Origin of the sequence: Leptolyngbya sp. AN02str, assembly GCF_050565595.1 — a bacterium.
Taxonomy (GTDB): Bacteria; Cyanobacteriota; Cyanobacteriia; order Elainellales; family Elainellaceae; genus Kaiparowitsia.
Genome location: NZ_JBNXVR010000004.1, coordinates 180,716 through 201,661 on the forward strand (window position 1 = coordinate 180,716; position 20,946 = coordinate 201,661).

At 45.8% G+C, this 20,946-nt stretch carries 16 protein-coding genes; 14 read left to right on the plus strand and 2 right to left on the minus strand.

Features of this window, described 5'->3' with window-relative positions; all coding sequences use genetic code 11:
• Positions 1-2 precede the first annotated feature (2 nt).
• The 13 genes from ACQ4M4_RS04810 (at position 3) to ACQ4M4_RS04870 (ending at position 16,558) form a co-directional block, all read left to right on the plus strand.
• Entirely contained in the window at positions 3-1,235 is a 1,233-nt protein-coding gene (locus tag ACQ4M4_RS04810; protein ID WP_430683330.1) for a glycosyltransferase family 4 protein, read from the plus strand.
• Positions 1,236-1,279: 44 nt separating this feature from the next.
• Positions 1,280-3,136, plus strand: a complete 1,857-nt coding sequence (locus ACQ4M4_RS04815) for an ABC transporter ATP-binding protein (RefSeq protein WP_430683331.1) — start codon at positions 1,280-1,282, stop codon at positions 3,134-3,136.
• Positions 3,137-3,332: 196 nt separating this feature from the next.
• Positions 3,333-4,520: a glycosyltransferase family 4 protein gene (locus tag ACQ4M4_RS04820; protein WP_430683332.1), complete on the plus strand. Its 1,188-nt coding sequence runs from the start codon at positions 3,333-3,335 to the stop codon at positions 4,518-4,520.
• Positions 4,521-4,545: 25 nt separating this feature from the next.
• Positions 4,546-5,691: a glycosyltransferase gene (locus ACQ4M4_RS04825; protein WP_430683333.1), complete on the plus strand. Its 1,146-nt coding sequence runs from the start codon at positions 4,546-4,548 to the stop codon at positions 5,689-5,691.
• Between the two features lie 193 nt (positions 5,692-5,884).
• Positions 5,885-6,688 carry a phytanoyl-CoA dioxygenase family protein gene (locus ACQ4M4_RS04830; protein WP_430683334.1) on the plus strand — a complete coding sequence of 268 codons (804 nt, stop codon included), beginning with the start codon at positions 5,885-5,887 and terminating at the stop codon, positions 6,686-6,688.
• A 25-nt stretch (positions 6,689-6,713) separates the two neighbouring features.
• A complete protein-coding gene (locus tag ACQ4M4_RS04835; RefSeq protein WP_430683335.1) occupies positions 6,714-7,721 on the plus strand; it encodes an aldo/keto reductase in 1,008 nt (335 codons plus the stop codon).
• A 71-nt stretch (positions 7,722-7,792) separates the two neighbouring features.
• Complete coding sequence (locus tag ACQ4M4_RS04840) at positions 7,793-9,001, plus strand: DegT/DnrJ/EryC1/StrS family aminotransferase (protein WP_430683336.1); 1,209 nt, start codon at positions 7,793-7,795, stop codon at positions 8,999-9,001.
• A gap of 226 nt (positions 9,002-9,227) precedes the next feature.
• On the plus strand, positions 9,228-10,364 hold the full coding sequence (locus ACQ4M4_RS04845) for a glycosyltransferase family 4 protein (RefSeq protein ID WP_430683337.1): 1,137 nt from the start codon (positions 9,228-9,230) through the stop codon (positions 10,362-10,364).
• Positions 10,365-10,367: 3 nt separating this feature from the next.
• Entirely contained in the window at positions 10,368-11,501 is a 1,134-nt protein-coding gene (locus ACQ4M4_RS04850) for a glycosyltransferase (protein ID WP_430683338.1), read from the plus strand.
• 6 nt (positions 11,502-11,507) lie between these two features.
• Complete coding sequence (locus tag ACQ4M4_RS04855) at positions 11,508-12,761, plus strand: glycosyltransferase family 4 protein (RefSeq protein WP_430683339.1); 1,254 nt, start codon at positions 11,508-11,510, stop codon at positions 12,759-12,761.
• Entirely contained in the window at positions 12,758-13,960 is a 1,203-nt protein-coding gene (locus tag ACQ4M4_RS04860) for a glycosyltransferase (RefSeq protein ID WP_430683340.1), read from the plus strand. The genes ACQ4M4_RS04855 and ACQ4M4_RS04860 overlap by 4 nt, the downstream gene beginning before the upstream one ends.
• Positions 13,961-14,228: 268 nt before the next feature.
• Positions 14,229-15,371, plus strand: a complete 1,143-nt coding sequence (locus tag ACQ4M4_RS04865; protein ID WP_430683341.1) for a glycosyltransferase — start codon at positions 14,229-14,231, stop codon at positions 15,369-15,371.
• A 20-nt stretch (positions 15,372-15,391) separates the two neighbouring features.
• Positions 15,392-16,558 (plus strand): glycosyltransferase family 4 protein, encoded by a 1,167-nt coding sequence (locus tag ACQ4M4_RS04870; protein ID WP_430683342.1) that lies wholly within the window; start codon positions 15,392-15,394, stop codon positions 16,556-16,558.
• Positions 16,559-16,696: 138 nt separating this feature from the next.
• On the opposite strand, the gene ACQ4M4_RS04875 is transcribed toward ACQ4M4_RS04870, so the two are convergent.
• Entirely contained in the window at positions 16,697-17,467 is a 771-nt protein-coding gene (locus tag ACQ4M4_RS04875; protein ID WP_430683343.1) for an SGNH/GDSL hydrolase family protein, read from the minus strand.
• A gap of 514 nt (positions 17,468-17,981) precedes the next feature.
• Here ACQ4M4_RS04875 and ACQ4M4_RS04880 point away from each other — a divergent pair.
• Entirely contained in the window at positions 17,982-19,313 is a 1,332-nt protein-coding gene (locus tag ACQ4M4_RS04880; RefSeq protein ID WP_430683344.1) for a hypothetical protein, read from the plus strand.
• 385 nt (positions 19,314-19,698) lie between these two features.
• Here the strand turns inward: ACQ4M4_RS04880 and ACQ4M4_RS04885 are convergent, their stop codons facing one another.
• On the minus strand, positions 19,699-20,871 hold the full coding sequence (locus ACQ4M4_RS04885; RefSeq protein ID WP_430683345.1) for an acyltransferase family protein: 1,173 nt from the start codon (positions 20,869-20,871) through the stop codon (positions 19,699-19,701).
• Positions 20,872-20,946: the final 75 nt, after the last annotated feature.

The window sequence follows — 20,946 nt, forward strand, 5'->3', positions numbered from 1 at the left end:
GCATGAATGTTTTACATCTGTGCGAGTCGGATATTGACAATGGAGGAGCACGAGCGGCTTATCGCTTGCATCAGGGATTGCGATCGCTCGACTGCAACTCCCAAATGCTGGTTCGAGCAAAATTTAGTAACGATAAAACGGTCATTCCTGATCGGTCATTAAGAACTAGGTTAGGTCCCCCCGCATCGGGTCTACCCCTAAAACTGTATTCGAAGCGCTCAGGGGCCATGTTTTCCCCCCAGTGGTTTCCAGATAGTTTTGCTTCTCGGGTCAAGCAATCCCCGGCTGATATCATCAACTTGCACTGGATCTGCAACGGGTACCTGCAAATTGAGACATTGACACGATTTTGCCAACCATTGGTATGGACACTACACGATATGTGGCCATTTACGGGTGGGTGCCACTACAACGAATGCTGTGAGAACTACAAGGTATCATGCGGTTCTTGCCCACAGCTTGGGAGCGATCGCCCATCCGATTTGTCTCGCTGGGTTTGGCGGCGTAAAGCCAAAGCGTGGAACGGTTTGAACCTAACATTAGTCGCAACCACGTCCTGGCTTGCAGACTGCGCCCGGTCTAGCGCATTGTTTCGAAGTAGCCGGATTGAAGTCATTCCGCTTGGGTTAGATACCGAAAAATATAGGCCCCATAATCGGTACTTCGCTCGTGAAGCATTTAACCTACCCCAGGATAAGGCGCTAATCTTGTTCGGTGCGATGAACGGAACGAGCGATCGCCGCAAAGGATTTCATCTTTTACAGCCCGCCTTGCAAAGACTGAGTACATCAGGTTGGCAAGATCAGCTTGAACTTGTCATTTTCGGTGCTTCCCAGCCCGAAGAACCAATTGATTTAGGGTTCAAAACTCACTACGTGGGGCGGTTGAATGATGATTTATCCCTTGCACTAGTCTATTCAGCAGCCGATGTCATGATTGTTCCTTCCGTCCAGGAAGCTTTTGGCCAAACGGCATCCGAAGCCATCTCATGCGGCACCCCAGTCGTTGCGTTCAATGCAACTGGATTAAAAGATGTCGTGGAGCACCAACAAACGGGTTACTTGGCCACTCCATTTGAAACAGAAGATTTGGCCAAGGGAATCGCTTGGGTTCTAGAAGATCAAGAGCGGTACCAAAAGCTTCAGACTCAAGCAAGAAAGAAAGCGTTGCAAGAGTTTGCTTTGAACGTTCAAGCAGCTCGATATTTGTCGTTATATCAGCAGCTCTTAAACTGACATCAGCTGATTTGATACAACCTCCGTGATGGAAGCAGAAATATATGTTTTTAAAGAAACTGAGACGCAAACGACCCTTACAAATGAATTATGTATCGCGATTTCTATACGTCATCTCCGCCAAAAAAATTGAGCTTTTTCTGCTGCTCATCTCGTTTCTGGTCATTTCTGTTTTGGATGCGGTGGGGATCGGCCTGGTTGGCCCGTTTATTGGACTAGCCGTCAATCCAGGCATGGTTCAGAAAAACGCTTTGCTGTCCAGACTGTATGACTATAGCGGCCTGGATAACTCTAATCAATTCATTGCCGCATTGGGTCTCTTTATTATTATTGTTTTTTTCTTTAAGTCATTCCTCTATTATCAAATTCAAAATTATGTTTATAAGTTCTGCTTTACCCAGCAGGTAAAACTGCGCTTGAGACTACTGCGCACCTACTTAGCGTTGCCTTACACGTTTCATCTCAAAACAAACTCCGCCCATCTAATTCAAACGATCATTAAGGAGAGCGAACAGTTTACCTATTCAATTGCCATTCCGCTCTTAAATTCTGTTGCAAACATGTTTGTGCTACTGGTTCTCATCCTACTTCTGGCGAGAACAGATCTATTTACAACGGTGAGTATTCTTGGGCTACTTTTGGTTGCCTTCGTTCCATTCCACTACTTTAGACACAAGCTTGTTGCTTGGGGTAAAGCCGGGGTTGATGCCAACACGGAGATGCTGCGTATCGTCAACCATGCCGTTGGCGGATTGAAAGAAACCCGAGTCATTGGGTGCGAAAGCTATTTCGAAAAACAGTTGAGTACCCAGGTTAACAACTTTGCCAAAGTGGCAACCAACTTCCACGTTTTTCAGCTCCTGCCCCGCATCGTGTTGGAATCGCTCCTCATTATGTTCGTGGTTGGGTTGGTTTCAATCTCGTTATTCTACGAGCAGCGATCGCAGAATTTGATTTCCGTACTGGGTATTTTTGCGATCGCCTCAATCCGTCTGCTGCCCTCGGCCAGCCAATTTATGTCGAATTTAGGCGTACTTAGAAATTTCAAGTCAACCCTAGACAAAATCTATTATGACTTGAAAGAAATTGAATCGCCTGAAGCAATCAGCTATCTCCGCCTATTCCAACGCAGCCCACAGTCCTTAAAAGCAACCAATATTTACCAGGAAGGAATAACCGACATTACACTTCCGTTCAACAATCGGCTGGCTCTCAGTCATATCAACTATACTTACCCTAGTTCGTCCACACCTTCCCTCAGCAATATCTCGCTAACCCTACGCAAAGGCGAGTCGATTGCCTTAATTGGTAAATCAGGGGCGGGAAAAACAACTTTGGTAGATGTTTTGCTAGGGTTGTTAATTCCTGAATCTGGAGACATTCAGGTAGATGGGTTGTCCGTTTATAGCGATTTACGCTCTTGGCAAAACTTAGTGGGGTATATCCCTCAAACAATCTTTCTCATTGACGACACAATCGAGCGCAACATTGCCTTTGGTGTTCCAGATCAACACATCGATCAGCAGAGACTTCAGCGAGCGATTGAGTCTGCTCAACTTTCTGAACTGATTGGGCAACTACCAGAAGGCGTCCACACCATCGTTGGCGAGCATGGAGTTCGCCTCTCAGGAGGCCAAAGGCAGCGTATCGGCATTGCCCGAGCCTTGTATCATGAACGCGAAATTCTCGTTTTAGATGAGGCGACTTCCGCATTGGATAACGAGACTGAAAACTTGATCAGTCAGGCAATTCAACAGCTGAGTGGTCGGAAAACGATGATCATCATCGCTCACCGTCTAACAACAGTCGAACATTGCGATCGCATCTACGAAATGGAGAAGGGCAGAATTATCCGCAGTGGTAGCTATCAAGAGATTGTGCTAGAAGCCCAAAAAGCCTAGGTTTAACCTGAAAGCGCGGCAAGCGCTGTCCAAACATCAGACGAATCCACAACCATAACTCAGGCCCCAAACCCTTACCGCTGCAAGTTTACTTACTTCTAGCACTCCAACATTCAGGCATCCGTCAGTATTCAACGAGCCAGATACCATGACACGCTTAAAGGTTTTGATTTCAGCTTACTCTTGTCGACCAGGAATGGGATCAGAACCTGGAGTTGGGTGGAATATTGTTAAAGAGTTAGCCAAGCATCACGATATCTGGGTGCTGACACGAGATGACAATCGCGCCACCATTGAGGCAGAACTAGCAGAACGTCCAATCCCTGGCCTCAGCTTTGTTTACTTCGATTTGCCTGGAGTTCGCTGGTGGAAACGCGGCTTATACGCGGTACATTTTCACTACTATCTTTGGCAGATCAAGGCTTACTTTGTTGCCCGTCAACTTCACCAAAAGATTCATTTTGACATTGCCCATCACGTCACCTATGTCAGGTACTCATCTCCCAGTTTTCTCTCTCTCTTGCCAATTCCATTCATTTGGGGGCCAGTCGGCGGAGGGGAATCTGCTCCTAAAGCCTTTTGGCAAGCGTTTGATCAGCGGGGCAAGGTTTACGAGTTCCTACGAGACCTAAGCAGACACATTGGAGAACGCGATCCATTTACCCGCATGACGGCCCGACGCAGTATGGTGTCTTGGGCAACCACTGACGACACAGCTAAACGTCTCATACACATGGGTGCACATCATGTGGAAGTTCTATCTCAGGTCGGCTTTTTCGCAGATGAGATTTCCGCTCCAGACACTGTTCAGCAACCAGATCCAACCCTAATTCGTTTCATCAGTGTGGGAAGGCTACTGCATTGGAAAGGGTTTCATTTAGGACTAGAAGCGTTTGCCCAAGCCAATCTACCACCGGAAGCAGAATATTGGCTCATTGGCAAAGGGCCTGAGCAAGAACGGTTGCGATCGCTTGTTGGAGACTTGGGTCTTGCACACCAGGTCAATTTTTTAGATGAAATGCCACGTGAAGAGCTCATGCAAAAATTAGGCACCTGCTCCGCATTAGTTCATCCTAGCCTACACGAATCAGGAGGCTTTGTATGTTTAGAGGCGATGGCATTAGGGCGACCCGTAATTTGCTTGGAGTTGGGAGGACCCGCTGTGCAAGTCACTTCAGAAACAGGCTTTAAGGTTCCAGCCCACACCCCCAAGCAGGCAATCGCAGACATGGCAGAAGCAATGACTCGACTGGCAGCCGACCCAGCCCTTCGAATGCAAATGGGACAATCCGCTCAACGCCATGTTCACAATGTCTACCGTTGGGAAGCTAAAGCACTGTTGCTGAGCCAGGTGTATCAAAAAACCGTTGCCATGCAACAGTAAAAACTGTAATTGAGCAGAGGTACTCATGTCTTCTCCAGTCATCTTTTTCACTGGTCTTTTATTACCCCCTTCAGAAACATTCATTCGTACTCAAGGCGCGTCGCTTCAGCAGTTTACTCCGTATTACGTAGGCTCCCGGGCTGTCAAAGGGTTGTCCTTACCCGAGGATCGCTCCTTCGTGGTGAACAGTAGTGGAACCATCGGATCGGTTAAAGAAGCTGTCTTTAAGTTAACTGGATTTGCTCCAGAGCTTGAACAAAAGATTCAACGCTTAAATCCTGCACTCATTCATGCACATTTTGGCGTGAATGGAACCTTAGCCATGCCGATTGCAAAACGCTTGGGATTGCCATTCATCACAACCTTTTACGGTTTAGATTCAACGCTAGAGAAATCAACCTTTCAGCGAACATCGTTAACTCAGCGGGTTTATCTTCATCGCCAATCTGCCCTCAAGCAGGAATGCAAACTGTTTGTTGCAGTATCCGATTTCATTAAAAAGAAACTATTAGAACAAGGCTTTCCAGAAGACAAAGTTGTTTCAAATTACATCGGAGTTGACCTTCAATCTCTCCAACCAAAACCCCAAATTCCTCGAGAGCCTCTCGTTCTGTTCATCGGTCGGCTAGTCGAAAAAAAAGGGTGCGCATATCTAATTCAAGCGATGGCTCAAGTGCAGGAAGCTGGTCCTGATGTGAAGCTCATCATCATTGGAGATGGGCCGTTGAGAGAATCGCTAGAAGGTTTGGCAGCCGGCCTACTTCGGAATTATCAGTTTTTAGGAACTCAGCCTCCAGAAGTGTGTAAGGACTGGATGTATCGAGCCAAGCTATTAGTGGTTCCCAGCGTAACTGCATCAAACGGTGACTCTGAAGGCTTACCAACTGTTTTGATTGAATCTCAAGCCATGGGGCTACCCGTTGTTGCATCAATTCATGCAGGCATTCCCGAAGCCATTGTTGACGGTGAAACTGGATTGTTAGCGGTTGAACGAGACTGGCAAAAGCTTGGTTATCAAATCTCGACTCTGTTAAATAATTCTGAGCTTTGGCAGCGTTTTAGTATCAATGGTCAAGAGCGAGCTAAGCAGCAGTTTGACTTATCCCATCAAACACGAAACCTAGAGAAACTTTATCAACGGATAATCACAGATTCTGGCAGGTTTTCCTGATAGTGCAAGACCCGATGTTTCACCGTGTCTTGTAGGCAAAGTTAAGAACAGGAACTATTTATCTGCGAGCAGAATAATGTGAAGACTCTGCGAAGGGAAAGTAGTATCCGTGGAAATTCCATCACTCGTATTCTAGGGTTAATACGTAGATGTACCGACGTTTTATACGCACTATTGAATGCTTTGAAGTACTATGACGATCCCAAATTTGAAAGACCAATTTGATCAAGATGGTTTTGTGATTCTGCGAAGCTTCTTTTCTGAACAAGAAGCCCAAACTCTTCTAGACATCATTCAAACTTGTCCACATCCTACAAATAAAGATCGTCTGACGAAAGGAGCCATGACTTTCTATAGCAACGTTTACCGCTATAGCAAAGAGATGCAAGCATTTGCAGCACAACAGAAAATCGTTAATGTCCTGAAAGAACTATCGGGACCCGATATCTGGATGCGTCATGATCAGGCTGTTGCGAAAGGACCTGGTGCAGATACATTCCCATGGCATCAAGATAACGGTTACAACAAGCTAAAAGATGGGCATTACCAATTCTGGATTGCGCTTACTGAAATGAATCAGGATAATGGTGGGCTATGGCTTCAGCCGGGCAGCCATAAAATGATTCTGCCTCACAAGAAAGTAGGCAACGAACAGGTCTACGATGGTATCCCAGAAAATCCCGTTGCGATTGAAGCAAAGCCTGGTGATGTCATCATCTTTTCGTCCTTCTGTTTACACAGCACGACTCCTAATATTACTCAAAAGCAACGCTGGGCATATGTTCTTGAGTATATGTCGTTGGATCACTTTGATCCATTCCTAGAGCCTCCTTACTTCATCATTGCAAAAGATGGTAAGTCCTGCCCAGAGTTTGTTGAATCCTATCGGGGCTCGAAAAAACTCACGAACCGCTTGAAGTACAACTTGAGAATGGATGGAGTGATTAAACGGTGGCTCCGTCGAGTTCTCAAGAAGCAGACATACATCAGCCAGTAATTTATTTAACAATGGGCGTTGTCGCATGGAATATCGAACGCTAGGGCGAACAGCCCTTGAAGTTTCTGCTATCGGTATTGGGGCTTGGCAACTGAGTGGCCCTTTAACCCTAGATGGCAAAGATGATGGGTTTCCAGATGTTGGGCAGGATGAGGTAATTCGACTCATTCATGGTTGCGAAGATTTGGGTATCAACTTCATTGATGCTGCTGAAATCTACGGGGCCGGAGAAGGGGAGCGGCGCGCTGGTCAAGCGCTACAGGGCCGACGAGAGAAATGGATTATTAGTTCTAAGTTTGGCTTGAGGCAGGGAGTTCGTGGGGAGCGAATTGTTGATGTTAGCCCTCACACGATTCAAACCAGCTTGGAGGGTAGCCTAAAGCGACTACAAACTGATTATGTTGACATCTATCTGTTTCATGCTCCTCCAAACCAACTTCTGATAGATGAGAGCAAAGCCGTTTTAGACAACTTGAAGCAACAAGGCAAGCTGCGGTTTTACGGCATTTCAACCAACGACGAGAACATTCTAAGGCAGTTGGCAGAAAGCAGTTCAGTCGATGTGGTGATGTTCTCGCAGTCGCTTGTCACTTATTTACCCGAAGTCCTAAATATTATTAAACAGTACAACCTGGGAGGATTGGTTCGCGGCGCGCTTCAAGGAGGGTTGCTATCTGGTAAGTACTTTCATACTAAGCCATCTCTAGCGCAGGAAGACATTCGCCGCTCCTGGATGAGTACTTTAAGAACGGAAAAATATTCCGTGCTGGAGAAGTATATCCCAGAGGGCTCATCGATGGTTGCTTTGGCATTACGCTATCTACTCGACTTTGACACCACCCATACGATTGTTCTGGGTGGGAAAAGTCTAGAGGACTACCAAGCTGCTTTGCGAGCTTTAGACTTGCCTCCTCTGGAGCCAGAAACCAAGGCTGCGCTAGAAACGTTAAGACACAAACTCCAAGGGTTTTATTGGCGATCGCAATTCAAACAAAAGGCTGTAGCAAAACTGAAGAAACTATTGGTCCGATAGTTTGTTTCTTCTATCTACAAATTTTGTACATCAATCTATTTTTCTAGACATTTACGGAAGTTTACATAGCTATGACTCCCTCTGCGTCTGCAACTCAAATTAACTCTACTCGTCTGTTATCACCCGTTCGCTCAAAAGATCGGTTCTTGGTTTTTGGTGCTCCTGCAATTGAAGAAGCAGAGATCCTAGAAGTCGTTTCCACCATGAGAAGCGGTTGGTTAGGAACAGGGCCGAAAGTGGCACGCTTTGAGCAAGATTTCGCTACTTACAAGAATGTTCAAAATGCGATCGCAGTGAATTCTTGCACAGCTGCACTACATCTGAGCCTGATGGCAGCCGGTATTCAGCCGGGTGATGAAGTTATCACCACACCTCTCACCTTTTGTGCCACAGTCAACGCGATCATTCATGCTGGCGGTACCCCAGTTTTGGTTGATGTTGACCCAATTACAAAAAATATCGATCCTAACGAGATTGCAAAACGCATTACGCCACGCACCCGGGCGATCGTACCGATGCATATGGCTGGGCATCCCTGTGATATGGATGCAATCATGCAAATTGCGGCAGATTACCAGCTCAAAGTTATTGAAGACTGTGCTCACGCAATTGAAACAGAATACAAAGGACAAAAAGCAGGCACTCTTGGCGACTTTGGTTGCTTTAGCTTCTATGTCACCAAGAATATTGTGACTGGTGAAGGCGGCATGGTGTTGGCTCGTTCACAACAGGATGTTAGTCGGCTCAAGATCCTCGCACTGCACGGTATGAGTAAAGATGCCTGGAAACGCTTCGGTGATGAGGGGTATCGACATTACCAAGTGGTTGAATGTGGGTTCAAATACAACATGATGGATATTCAAGCATCCATCGGAATCCACCAACTCAGACGCATTGAGCCCTACTGGAAAAAACGGGAAGAAGTCTGGAATGTCTACAATGAAGCTTTTGCCGATTTGCCCATCACGCTACCGGCAGACCCCGAACCCAATACTCGTCACGGCTATCATCTTTATACAATTTTAATCGATGCCGAAAAAACCGGGATGAGTCGAGACCAATTTTTAGATGCGATGACGGCTCATAATATTGGAGTTGGCGTTCATTATCTTAGTGTTCCAGAGCATCCTTACTATCAACAGACGTTTGGCTGGCAACCTGAAGATTACCCACACGCCATGAACATTGGGCGCCAAACAGTGAGCCTGCCTCTGTCTGCTCGTTTGACAGATGAAGACGTTCACGATGTGATTGCAGCCGTTCGTCAAATTTTGGCTTAGTTGATCAGCTTACAAGCAACGAACAAACAAGGAGTGGGCAAAGCCTACTCCCTTTTCAATCTCTTTTGTAAGTTTTGACGAAGATTCAGTCATTACCTTGAGTTACTTCGGGCAAAACCTTATGATTTTCGCAGAGATTTATCGTCAAAGCTTCGGCTAATTGGTGGTTTATACCGTAACGCATCATTTTTTAGGAAATGACTCATTCGTTATTTTGAGTATCTCTATGAATAACCTTCGAGTTGCCTGGTTGTTGCCAACAGCATGGTTTTATTGGCATCCGGTTTTGAGTCATTTTGCCAAACGATTTCCTCAGGCGATCGTTTTCACTGGGTTATACCCTGGTTTTGCGAAAGGCTATGAAGACACCTTCAAAGTTGAAGTTGTTGGAAAGAGCAAGTTTCTTTCTAGAAGCCACGAAACAGCAAACTATAATCGAGGCTTCACCGTCCTCTCGCTGAAAATTATTCCTCGGCTATTACAATACAGACCTGATGTCATCTTTGCCGATTCATTTCGGATTTGGAGCTTGTTTGCTTTGCTGCTTAAGCCGTTCTGCCGCTGGCGAGTCATTCTCTCCTATGAGGGAAGTTCACCAACGGTAGATTACCGAAATTCTCCCTTTCGCTTATCTCTACGCCGATTTATGGTTCGTCTGGCTGATGCCTACATGACCAATAGCCAAGCGGGGAAATCGTACTTGGTGGATGTATTAGGCGCAAAGGAAGATTTGGTGTTGGCACGGCCCTATGAAGTGCCTGATGCTCGAGCATTACTGGGCAATGCGATCGCTCAAGTGGACATCCCCCAATTTCAGCGACCTACTTTTCTATTTGTTGGGCATTTAGTTGAACGAAAAGGCTTACTATTGCTGCTGCAAGCCTGTCACAAGGTGCGTGACCAGGGCATTCATGACTTTACGCTACTGGTGGTTGGCGATGGAGAACAACGGCAAGAAGCGGAAGTATTTATTCAAGATCAGGGTTTAGAAGAGCAGGTGAAGCTTCTAGGAAAACTAGACTATAGTCACCTTGGAGATTACTTTCAGTCCGTAGATGCTTTAATTTTGCCAACCCTAGAAGACACTTGGGGCATGGTTGTGTTAGAAGCTCTATTGTTTGGTAAGCCGATTCTTTGCTCTAAATGGGCTGGTTCATCTGAACTCATTACTGATGGGGAAAATGGATATGTGTTTGACCCACGGGACCCTGAGCAGTTAGCTCAACTCATGAGCTCGTTGATTCAACATCCTGATCAGATCAAAGCCATGAGTGAAAAAGCAAAGCAGACAATGAGTTGCTACACGCCCGCAGCGGCGTCCAATAGTTTGGCTGAGCTTGTGGAATCCCTATGTGGGACTTGAGCTATGACAGAAGTCTCGATCGCTCTCTTTGTTTGGGGCTTGTCTAGTGATGCAATTACGAATATCGCTTCTGCCTTAGCTCAAGGTTTTTATAAAGCGAGAATTTCTAAAATTTATGTCCTTTATCTCAATGGAGAGCCTGAAGAAAATATTAGTTTTCCGAAGGGAGTGGAGTTTGTCCATTTAGGCGTTCATCGTGCTAGGCAAGCTCCTTTGCCAATTGCCAATTTCTTGAAAACAGTCAAGCCGACCTTTCTCATTTCCCTTGCGTTTCTCAATATTCCAGCAATTCTGGGTTGGATACTCAGCGCTCAAAATTCGACAAAGCTCGTGATTAGCCAACAGAATACGCTGGTTTACAAAGCCCAAGTTGAGCACAAAGGGGACCTGATCATGCAGATGCAGCTGTGGATGGCTCGGCATCTTTACTCCAAGGCAACGGGTTTAGTGACAACGACCCAACCTTTACTGAAAGAGCTGACTCAAGATGTTGGGGTATCCATTCCTCCAGCGCGTACTGCTGTTATTCCCAACCTGGTTGATCACGAACGCATTGCTCAGCAGTCAAAAGCGGAATCAATGCACCCGTGGCTACAGCACAAGGAGAAACCTGTCATCCTTAGTGTTGCTAGATTGGCAAAACAAAAAAACTTTCCTTTGCTGTTGCATGCTTTTGCTGAACTTCGAAAGCGGCATGACGTTCGATTGGTTATTATCGGCGAGGGGCAAGAACGAGAAACCTTGGAGCGCCTAGTTCATATCCTTGGATTAGACGAAGAGGTTAGCCTTCCGGGTGCCTCAGAGAATCCTTGGAGCAGTATGGCACGGGCCGATGTGTTTGTTCTACCTTCTGAAGAAGAGGCGTTTGGTTTAGTTCTGGTTGAGGCCATGATCTGTGGTTTACCAGTTGTTGCAACTGATGCCATTGCAGGTGGGCCAAAAACAATTTTGGGTAACAGTGAATATGGGCTTTTAGTCCCAAATCACGATTTTGGTGCTCTAGTTGATGCCATCGATAAAGTTCTATGGTCTTCTGAACTACGCGATCGCCTGATTGCAGCAGGAAAGCAACGGTGTCAGGCCTTTAGTTCCGAGAACATCGCTCAACAGTGGCTCTCATTTTTAAAGCAACTTTGATAATTTATGAAGGTATTGCTGTCAGCTTATGCGTGTGAGCCAGGACGGGGAACTGAACTCGCGGTAGGTTGGAACACGGCTTGGGCATTGGCCAAGTATCACGAAGTTTGGGTACTCACGCGTCCCGATGATGGTCGAGAAGCGATCGAAGCAGAGTTAGCCTGCAATCCTTCTCCCAATTTGCACTTTGTCTACTTTACACTCCCCATTTGGGGAGGGGGCTGGAAATGGGGACAAGGTGCATTCCAAATCCATTACTATCTGTGGCAAATCCAGGCTTATTTTGTGGCACGAAAGCTACACCGCACTTTAAAGTTTGACTTGGCTCACCACATCACGTTTGTCAAATATTCGACGCCTAGCTTTCTTTCGCTCTTACCGATTCCATTCATCTTTGGGCCCGTGGGTGGCGGAGAGTCTTCCCCAAAAGCCTTTTGGCAAGACTTTAGCCTGAGAGGCAAAGTTTACGAGCTGCTGCGCAATCTGGCTCGGCAGATCGGAGAACGCGATCCATTTAGCCGCATGACAGTTCGACGCAGCATCCTCTCTTGGGCAACGACTGAAGATACAGCTAAGCGTCTGAGAAGCATGGGTGCTCAGCGGGTAGAGGTGCTCTCTCAGGTTGGCCTTTTAGCAGAAGAGGTCGCCTATTTAGCAACGTTCCCGATACCAGAGCGATCGCCCATTCGATTTATCAGCGTTGGTCGGCTGCTCCATTGGAAAGGCTATCATTTGGGATTGCAAGCCTTTGCTCAAGCAAGCTTACCCCAAGATGCAGAATACTGGATCATTGGAAAAGGTCCAGAGCAACCTAGGCTACAAAGGCTTGCAGAAGAATTGGGAATTGCGCTTCAAGTCAAGTTTCTACCAGAAATGCCTCGCAAGGAGTTACTCCAAAAACTAGGCACATGCCTTGCATTGGTTCATCCCAGTTTGCACGAATCAGGAGGCTTTGTTTGTTTGGAGGCGATGGCACTGGGGCGGCCCGTGATTTGCTTAGATTTAGGAGGCCCTGCTGTACAAGTTACGCCCGAAACAGGCTTTAAAGTCGCTGCCGATACTCCCAATCAAGCGATACAAGGCATCGCCCAGGCCATGGTGAAGCTCGCTCAAGAGCCAGAATTGCGATCGCACATGGGTCGTGCTGGTCGGCAACGGGTTCAGGAGCAGTACAACTGGGAAAGCAAAGGTAAACAGATCAGTCACCTGTATGAAACGCTAATCCATCAGCACTCATGTAGGGAGCATACCTGCTTATGAAAGTGTTAACTATCCACAACTACTACCAACAGTTTGGTGGTGAAGACCAGATCTTTCAAACAGAAAATCACCTGCTAGAGTCCCGTGGACATACCGTCTATCGGTATACAATCCATAACGACCAAATCAGAGATACCCACCCGCTCACCCTTGCCAGTAACACACTTTGGAACTCCAAAATTTATCAGGAATTGAAGCAAGTCATGCGAGAATTCAAGCCTGACGTTGCGCATTTTCACAACACATTCCCGATTATCTCTCCATCAGCTTACTACGCAGCCAAAGCAGAGGGTGTTCCAGTCGTGCAAACCCTGCATAACTACCGCCTTTTATGCCCGAACGGCCTATTTTTCCGAGATGGGAAAGTTTGCGAAGACTGCGTACAACAACTGATCCCGCTATCTAGCATTATTCACAACTGCTATCGCAACAGCCGCACCGAAACGCTCGGCGTTGCCACAATGCTAACGTTACACTCATTTTTAAGAACCTGGCTGGACAATATTGAGGTATTTATTGCCTATAGCCAATTTGCTCTTGATAAATTTGTTGAAGGGGGGTTGCCTGCTAATAAGTTCATGTTTAAAACCAACTTTTTACATCCTGATCCCGGCATTGGAGCAGGGAAAGGAGGATATGCCCTCTTTGTTGGACGGCTATCTGTCGAAAAAGGGCTGGGGGTCCTGCTAAACGCGTGGGAGCGCCTAAATCACCCAATTCCGCTCAAAGTTGTAGGAGATGGCCCTATGGCCCACCTCGTTCGTGATGTCGCCGAGCGCGTGCCCGACATTGAATGGCTCGGGCGTAAGTCTTTGCTAGAAGTCTACGAACTGATGGGCAATGCTTCCTTTTTGGTATTTCCCTCAGAGTGGTATGAAACCTTTGGCCGAGTTGCAATTGAAGCCTTTGCCTGTGGAACACCAGTCATTGCAGCCGACATTGGAGCCATCACAGAACTTGTAACCCCGTACAAAACCGGGCTTCACTTTAAGGCAAGCGACGCTCAAGATTTGGCCGCAAAAGTTGAGTGGGCGATCGCCCATCCCCAGGAGCTCACACAAATGCGGCATAACGCCAGAACCGAATTTGAAGCAAAGTACACCGCAGATGACAACTACCAACGTCTTACAGAGATATATCAAGCTGCCATTACCAAAGGCCAAATACGTCAGGGACTTCTCAATCAGCAAATCGTTTGACTGGTTGCAAGGGCTACATATTCTGTGGTATTCACCTTGTATACGCATCAAGTACATGTGCTCTACTTTTGTCTTATTAACATTAGGAAATTTAATCAGCAAGTTAGCACTATCGTTTTGAGCAACTTTCCTGTCAATCAAAACAGAAAATATTTCATCACTTAGTTCAATCCACACAAGTGCTTGGTTAGATTTGTGAATTCAACTAAACAACCCGTTTTCATCAACGATCTGAACAGCAGTATCTTCACCATGCCCTGCGACTAACATGCTCCCCTCCGTCATCTTTTTTAGTGGGTTACTCTTACCTCCCTCAGAAACATTCATTCGTGCTCAAGGGGAATCCCTGCAGCAGTTTCGACCTTACTATGTGGGTTCTCGCTTTGTGCCGGGCCTATCCCTTCCGAGCGATCGCAGCTTTGTGCTCAACCATGGCGGAAAACTCGGAGCAGCTCAAGAAGCGACCTTTAAGCTCACTGGGTTTGCCCCAACCCTATACCGTAAAATCGAGCAGCTAAAGCCCTCACTGGTTCATGCTCACTTTGGGGTTTGCGGAACCCTGGCTCTGCCCGTTGTAAAACGACTCAAGTTACCGATGGTTGTCACCTTCTATGGCTTAGACGCTGTCTTAACAGAGGAGGCTTCAAATCAAAGATCCTTGACCAATCGGGTTTATTTTCGCCGCCGAGCCCGCTTGAAGCAAGAAGCCAATCTGTTCATTGGAGTTTCTGAGTTTATTAAGCAAAAGCTGTTAAGCCAAGGATTTCCTGCTGACCGCGTCATTGCCCATTACTACGGCGTCAACACTCAGCTATTTCAGCCTGATCCCGCAATCTCACGTGAGCCAGTTGTCCTATTTGTAGGCCGTCTAACCGAAAAGAAGGGATGTGAATATTTAATTCGTGCAATGGCCGATATTCAAAAAATCCATCCTGATGTTGAATTGGTTATCATTGGTGATGGGGTCTTAAGATCTGAGCTGGAAGAATTAGCAGCCAAGCAGCTCTACCGCTACAAGTTTCTAGGGTTGCAACCGCCAGAAATTGTTAAAGAATGGATGAATCGGGCGTGCTTGTTTGCAGCCCCAAGCATCACCGCCTCCAATGGAGACACTGAAGGATTACCCACCGTTATTGTTGAAGCACAGTCCATGGGACTCCCAGTGATTGCCACCCTCCATGCTGGCATTCCAGAAGCCGTAATCCATGGCGAAACGGGATTTTTGGCTGCTGAGAGAGATTGGCAAAATCTGGCAACGTATATTTTGCACATATTAGAAAATGAAGACCTTTGGCAACGCTTTAGCCAAAACGGCCAAGAGCGGATGCGAACCCATTTTGATTTATTTAGGCAAACGCGAATTTTGGAAGGACTTTATCAAAGCGTTTTAAGTACACCGTTGAATATTTAGTGCAACTGGGAGCGACTAGAATGCAGATTTTAAGTGTCCACAACAGCTATAAAATTCGTGGCGGTGAGGATGCATCTTGCGAGGCGGAAGTACGTCTTTTGAAAAAGATGGGGCATCAAGTCAGTCGATACGAGGAAAGCAACCATCAAATCGACAAACTGAATCCTCTAGATGTGGCGGCTCGAACAGTTTGGTCAACTAAGGCTTATCAAGTCTTGATGCATCAGCTAACGGAGCAGGCTCATGATATTGTTCATGTACAAAACTTTTTCCCGCTCATTTCTCCATCGATTTACTACGCCGCCCAGAAAAAGAAAGTTCCGGTCGTTCAAACGCTACGAAATTACCGTCTGCTATGTCCCAACGCATTATTTTTTAGAGATGGGCAAGTTTGTGAGGACTGCATGGGGAAATCCATCCCTTGGCCTGGAGTGATCAATTCCTGCTACAAAGAGAGCTTTTCAGCCAGTGGAGTCGTTGCCACGATGCTAACGGTACATCGGGCAATGCGCACATGGACCGAAATGGTCGATGTTTATGTTGCGTTAACTCATTTTGCTTGCAAAAAGTTCATTGAAGGTGGAATTCCTCAAGATAAGATTGTTGTAAAACCTAACTTCGTTGATCCCGATCCTGGTCAGGAAGTAGAGAAAGAGGATTTTGCGATATTTGTGGGTCGATTATCGGTAGAGAAGGGAATTGATACTTTAATCCAAGCTTGGCAACAGTTGGGTAAACGAATTTCCCTCAAGATTGTTGGTGAAGGCCCCTTGGAAGATCAGGTGATTCAAGCCTCTCAACACTCATCCTCTTCAATTGAGTGGTTAGGCCGTAAACCGTTGAATGAAGTGTATGACCTGATCGGTAAAGCAAAAGTTCTGATCTTCCCTTCTAAATGGTACGAAACGTTTGGCCGAGTTGCGGTAGAGGCATTTGCGAAGGGAACGCCAGTCATTGCCTCTAAATTGGGGGCGATCGCAGAAATTGTTGATCATGGGCGTACAGGATTCCACTTTCACCCCGGTGACTCAGCAGACCTAGCACGCCAAGTTGATTGGGCATTGAATCATCCTGAGCAGCTAACGGCTATGGGACACGAAGCCCGCGCAGAGTTCGAAGCGAAATATACAGCTCAGGCAAACTATCACAAGTTAATCGAGATCTATGACTTAGCCCGTAGCCAATAACCCTGGCAGCAGTCGGCATGCATAATCGCTATACAGTAGTCCATAGGTGTAGCGATCGCCAAGCTGATAAAGTCAATACAGCAAGCCATCCGTCTAGCAGTATGAGATGAATAGAGCAGTGGGCGGATAGAAGCCAAGTCACCGCTCGTACTCGTCTTCGGGCCAGATCTGAGTGAGGTTCTGAAGCGATTGTTGAATGGCTATCTCTGCTAAGGGAGCCATCACGCTATAACCTTTTCCATTCGGATGAATGCCATCATCCGCCAGATCTGCCCGAAGCATCCTGTAATGATCAACCATATGACTGTAATAATCAACATAAACATGTCCCTGCTGATCACAGTATTGTTTCAACCAGTCATTCAATGCTTCGATCTGGATAGGTGGACGTTGCTGTGATTGCGGCACCGACCCATAATCGTGGATCGGCAAAACAGAAGCCATAATCACTTGAATGCGGTTGACTTGGGCCAGTTGGGCGATCGCTGTCAGATTGTGTTTAATCATGTCTAGCGTCATCGGGCCAGTATTACCCGCAATATCATTTGTTCCAGCCAATAGCAGCACCACTTTGGGGCGAAGCGCAACCACATCAGGCCAAAATCGGATCAACATTTGGCCTGTCGTCTGTCCAGAGATCCCCCGATTGAGATAAGGCTTTCCGGGAAAGCTACCACCAAGCGGCCAAAATTGAGTAATCGAATCTCCAAAGAAAACAACTCGGTCTTCATGCACAGCAGGTGGGGGTAATACTGCGTTGCACGCCTGATAGACCCTGAGTTGGGCCCAATCGCTGAGGATAAGCTGAAGTTGATTTAACTCTTGATTCAAACGACGATACGGCCAAACCAGCCTCAACAACTTCGCTGCATAACGGCGGAACCACACACCAACCCGATTTACTTTCATAGTTTTGGTAAAGCCAATTTACTCTATTGCACAAACAGCGATCGCTCTCCATTTCATCAAGAAATAGTAAAGATTAGTCTGTAGAGTTGGCAACCTATTAAGGAAGAAAAAACAATGATATAAATGAGCCTTTGCTTCTATTTTTTGCTGTGGCTACTCAAATACAAGCATGGTCAAACGAGCGAAGCACTACGCTGATTGATACACGCAGTAGCAGAAAGACAAGGATGTTAGGGAGATTGCTTCCCCAACCATGAAAACCACCAGCGGGAGGCAGAACGAGCCTGCGTGCGTCAACAATGGCTCGTTCGTGTCCATTCGGATTGTAGAGGTTAATTACGGCACCCCGCTCTACACCCCCTTTATGCGAGAATTTATGAACGTGTGACACGCGAGCAGACAAATAGTGCCCAACTCAACTATTCAGGAAGAGGAAGAAGCATCTCACTATATGTCAGCCATTAGAACAAATTAAACAAAGCCATAATCTCCTTAATTCAGCGTAGCGTTTTGCATGAGTACCGTATTAGAACCCAAATCAAAGAAAGAAGGATATATCTCCAACTCCACCCTAACTTTAATAGGGCTTGGTACTGCCCTGTTTCCCAGAATTCTCACAGCTCTTAAAATACCCTCTCCCATCAACTTCCTTCACTTTGTTGTCGTTCCATTCGCCTGTGGCTCCGTACTCTGGAATGCACGCAGCAAAGATCCACAGCAAATTGCGATCTCCAAAAGCCTCTTGACGGGTTTATATCTTTTCCTAGTTGTCGTCTTTGCTAGTGCTTTTCTCAATAATGCAGGGGTTCCCAATGCTATTTTGGATTACTTGCTGTTGGCAGAACCTTTTATTCTAATTTTGACAATTGTTGCTCTTCCCTTATCAACAGACACCTACCAAACCTTTCGAAGTTGGATTTTGCGAGCAGCTTTGATCAACCTTATTTTTGCCTATGTGCAGAAATATGTTTTCAATATGGATAAGCTGTTTGGCTTGGAAGATAACGTTAAAGGTATTTTTATTGGGCAAGGAGCTGGACATGTTCTAGGAGGTTCAGTTTCAACTACATTTGCAGTTTATTATTTGATAACCGCCAAAAACAAACCCCTCTGGTTTCGTCTTTTAATCCTGTTTGCCTGTTTTAACCACATCGTCATATCGGATACCAAGCAAGTTCTGCTTTCGTTCATTCTGGGGTATGTTTTACTGTATTTGATCAATATCAAAGACATCAAGAAAACAATTCTCTACTTGATGCTAGGAGCAATATTTCTCATCATTTTCTATTGGGCTATTTATAATATTCCAGCTCTTCGGCCTTTTACAACTTGGATTCGACCAGAAATTTACGGACCAGATGGTGAAGCAACACGGCTCAAGTTTGCAGCATTCCGGCTTGTGCCTCAACACTACACCTCATCGCTAAATTGGCTTTTGGGGCTTGGCCCCGGCCACACGGTCGGACGACTCGGCGGTTGGATGTTAGCGTCTTACTGGAACTTATTAGGGCCTTTAGGGGCAACCATGCATCCTGTCAGCGGCGAAGTGTGGATGGCTGTTGCAAGCAGTTGGTTGGGGGATCAATCTAGCCTTTTTTCCCCTCTCTTTGGCTGGGCGGGTATTTGGGGCGATTTAGGGTTTTTAGGGTTGGGGGCGTATTTCTACATGGCCTTTTTAGTGTGGCGCTATGTTTGTATCAGTGATTTGTCTAAATACTTGATGTTGACTGTGTTTTCATTTGGGCTCGTCTTTTCCCAGCTCGAAGAACCTGGCTACACCCTCTTTGTTGCGAGTATGATTGGGCTAGGATGGCAAGACCAAAAAATCAAGGAGAAGACTAGATAGAAGAGTCAGCCGGATAAGCATAGCTTTAGCTATTTGCATAGTTTGGCCGAGGAAACCAGCTTAGTCAGTGCAACAAGTAGATAGCTGATCGTTACCGAACGGTGCGCTACGCAAAGGGCAGCAGAATCAGTTCAGCAACGTTTAGGATGGCAAGCCATAGATTTGGAATGCTTTAAGGTAGGTCAAAGTATTGAAGGAGCCTCAAGATGACTCCAGCCGCAAAAATCTGTACAAGTACCTGTACAGGAGATTGAGCATTTCCTCCTCCTTCGCTTCCACTAGCTTGAGCTACTGTTGCAAACGTTGTTCCAAGCAAGAAGAATGTACAGACTGTGACTCTAAAAAACCGAACACGCATTCCAATGCCTCCTTTTCATCATCTTCTTCAAACAAAATTCTTCAAATACTTCACTCTTTTAGAAACTATGGTGAGCGCTATTGCCCCTAGCAAAGATGCTAGAAACACAAATAGAACTTCTAAGCCTGGATAGGTGTTCAAGACACCTGCCAAAATATTCGAACTGCTCAACGTCAAAGATTCTGCGACAAAAATATGATATCCGTAAATTCCTAGAGAAAACGCTGAGAAAAATTTGATAACTGCGGGTACTTTAAGACGTGACATGATGGCAAGATCAAGCAGCAACCAAGAACCAAAGATTAGGGATAATCGAGCATAATGGAGCTGTTTGTCAAACAGCTGCCACTCTATCAGGGTAAACCCTAAAAATAAAGTAAACAAGATACAGGATTTCAGTTTAAGTCTTGTTGACCAAACCCGCATCGTTCCCTGTTTAAGTTCTTGAAATGTAATCAAAGCTGTGAACAGGTAGGGCAAAAAATTCAGTGGGTTAAAGTCCCAAAATGCAACGTTGGCAAGAACTGTGGGTGTTTTCATCGGATCATCGGTAACATGGGTTGCTATTGTCTCAGCAATTTTGCATAAGAAAACAAAACTGCAAGAAGCAAACAGGAACCCATAGGCAATCAAGGTTTTGCCTTGCGGTTGCTTCACCTTCTTGAAGTGGGTCATTAGGAAGGCCGCCATAAGGTTCAGTATGAGCAGCGAAAAGAGAAAGAAAAAGATTGATTGCCCACCACTCACAATAAATTCTATTAATGTTCTGGCTGATAGTGCAGCCTCTCTCAACGTTTCAAACTCTCCTTTGATCAAGATATCGAATAGAACTTTTAGCCCTACCCAAAAAAGATAGAGTAACGTGAGTTTTGGCAGTCGTTTTTGAACAAAGTATAAAAGTCCTTTACTTTCACTCTTGAGATAAAACAGAAACAAGGATATTTGGAAAAAGACCGGAACTGCAAGATAAGCAACATTAGCTGTCAAAATGAGGGCAAAAGAACTAGAAACAAGTATTTCTGCGATTAACATTAAGTTTGTTTTAATCGCCACAATGAGAATTGAAAAAATGCTGCGCAAAAAGTGAAAGCCTTCAATTTCATTGATCGGCAACTTTGTAACTGGGGGGCGATCGCTAAGTTGTAGATCATGGTGTTGTAAAACGGAGCAAAGCCCATTTTCAGTTGAATTGTCTTTCATAGGAGAGCACCAAATGCTTTGTTGATGTTGTTCAGATGTTATTCAAGGCTTCGTATTCCAGCTTTTCTTCAGTTA

Bases quoted from the DNA above. Each gene is read 5' to 3' on its own strand.
- ACQ4M4_RS04840 (WP_430683336.1), top strand. From the start codon at position 7,793: ATGACTCCCTCTGCGTCTGCAACTCAAATTAACTCTACTCGTCTGTTA.
- ACQ4M4_RS04885 (WP_430683345.1), bottom strand. From the start codon at position 20,871: ATGAAAGACAATTCAACTGAAAATGGGCTTTGCTCCGTTTTACAACAC.
- ACQ4M4_RS04820 (WP_430683332.1), top strand. From the start codon at position 3,333: ATGGGATCAGAACCTGGAGTTGGGTGGAATATTGTTAAAGAGTTAGCC.
- ACQ4M4_RS04880 (WP_430683344.1), top strand. From the start codon at position 17,982: ATGAGTACCGTATTAGAACCCAAATCAAAGAAAGAAGGATATATCTCC.
- ACQ4M4_RS04815 (WP_430683331.1), top strand. From the start codon at position 1,280: ATGTTTTTAAAGAAACTGAGACGCAAACGACCCTTACAAATGAATTAT.
- ACQ4M4_RS04845 (WP_430683337.1), top strand. From the start codon at position 9,228: ATGAATAACCTTCGAGTTGCCTGGTTGTTGCCAACAGCATGGTTTTAT.
- ACQ4M4_RS04810 (WP_430683330.1), top strand. From the start codon at position 3: ATGAATGTTTTACATCTGTGCGAGTCGGATATTGACAATGGAGGAGCA.
- ACQ4M4_RS04870 (WP_430683342.1), top strand. From the start codon at position 15,392: ATGCAGATTTTAAGTGTCCACAACAGCTATAAAATTCGTGGCGGTGAG.
- ACQ4M4_RS04835 (WP_430683335.1), top strand. From the start codon at position 6,714: ATGGAATATCGAACGCTAGGGCGAACAGCCCTTGAAGTTTCTGCTATC.
- ACQ4M4_RS04875 (WP_430683343.1), bottom strand. From the start codon at position 17,467: ATGAAAGTAAATCGGGTTGGTGTGTGGTTCCGCCGTTATGCAGCGAAG.
- ACQ4M4_RS04830 (WP_430683334.1), top strand. From the start codon at position 5,885: ATGACGATCCCAAATTTGAAAGACCAATTTGATCAAGATGGTTTTGTG.
- ACQ4M4_RS04825 (WP_430683333.1), top strand. From the start codon at position 4,546: ATGTCTTCTCCAGTCATCTTTTTCACTGGTCTTTTATTACCCCCTTCA.
- ACQ4M4_RS04855 (WP_430683339.1), top strand. From the start codon at position 11,508: ATGAAGGTATTGCTGTCAGCTTATGCGTGTGAGCCAGGACGGGGAACT.
- ACQ4M4_RS04850 (WP_430683338.1), top strand. From the start codon at position 10,368: ATGACAGAAGTCTCGATCGCTCTCTTTGTTTGGGGCTTGTCTAGTGAT.
- ACQ4M4_RS04860 (WP_430683340.1), top strand. From the start codon at position 12,758: ATGAAAGTGTTAACTATCCACAACTACTACCAACAGTTTGGTGGTGAA.
- ACQ4M4_RS04865 (WP_430683341.1), top strand. From the start codon at position 14,229: ATGCTCCCCTCCGTCATCTTTTTTAGTGGGTTACTCTTACCTCCCTCA.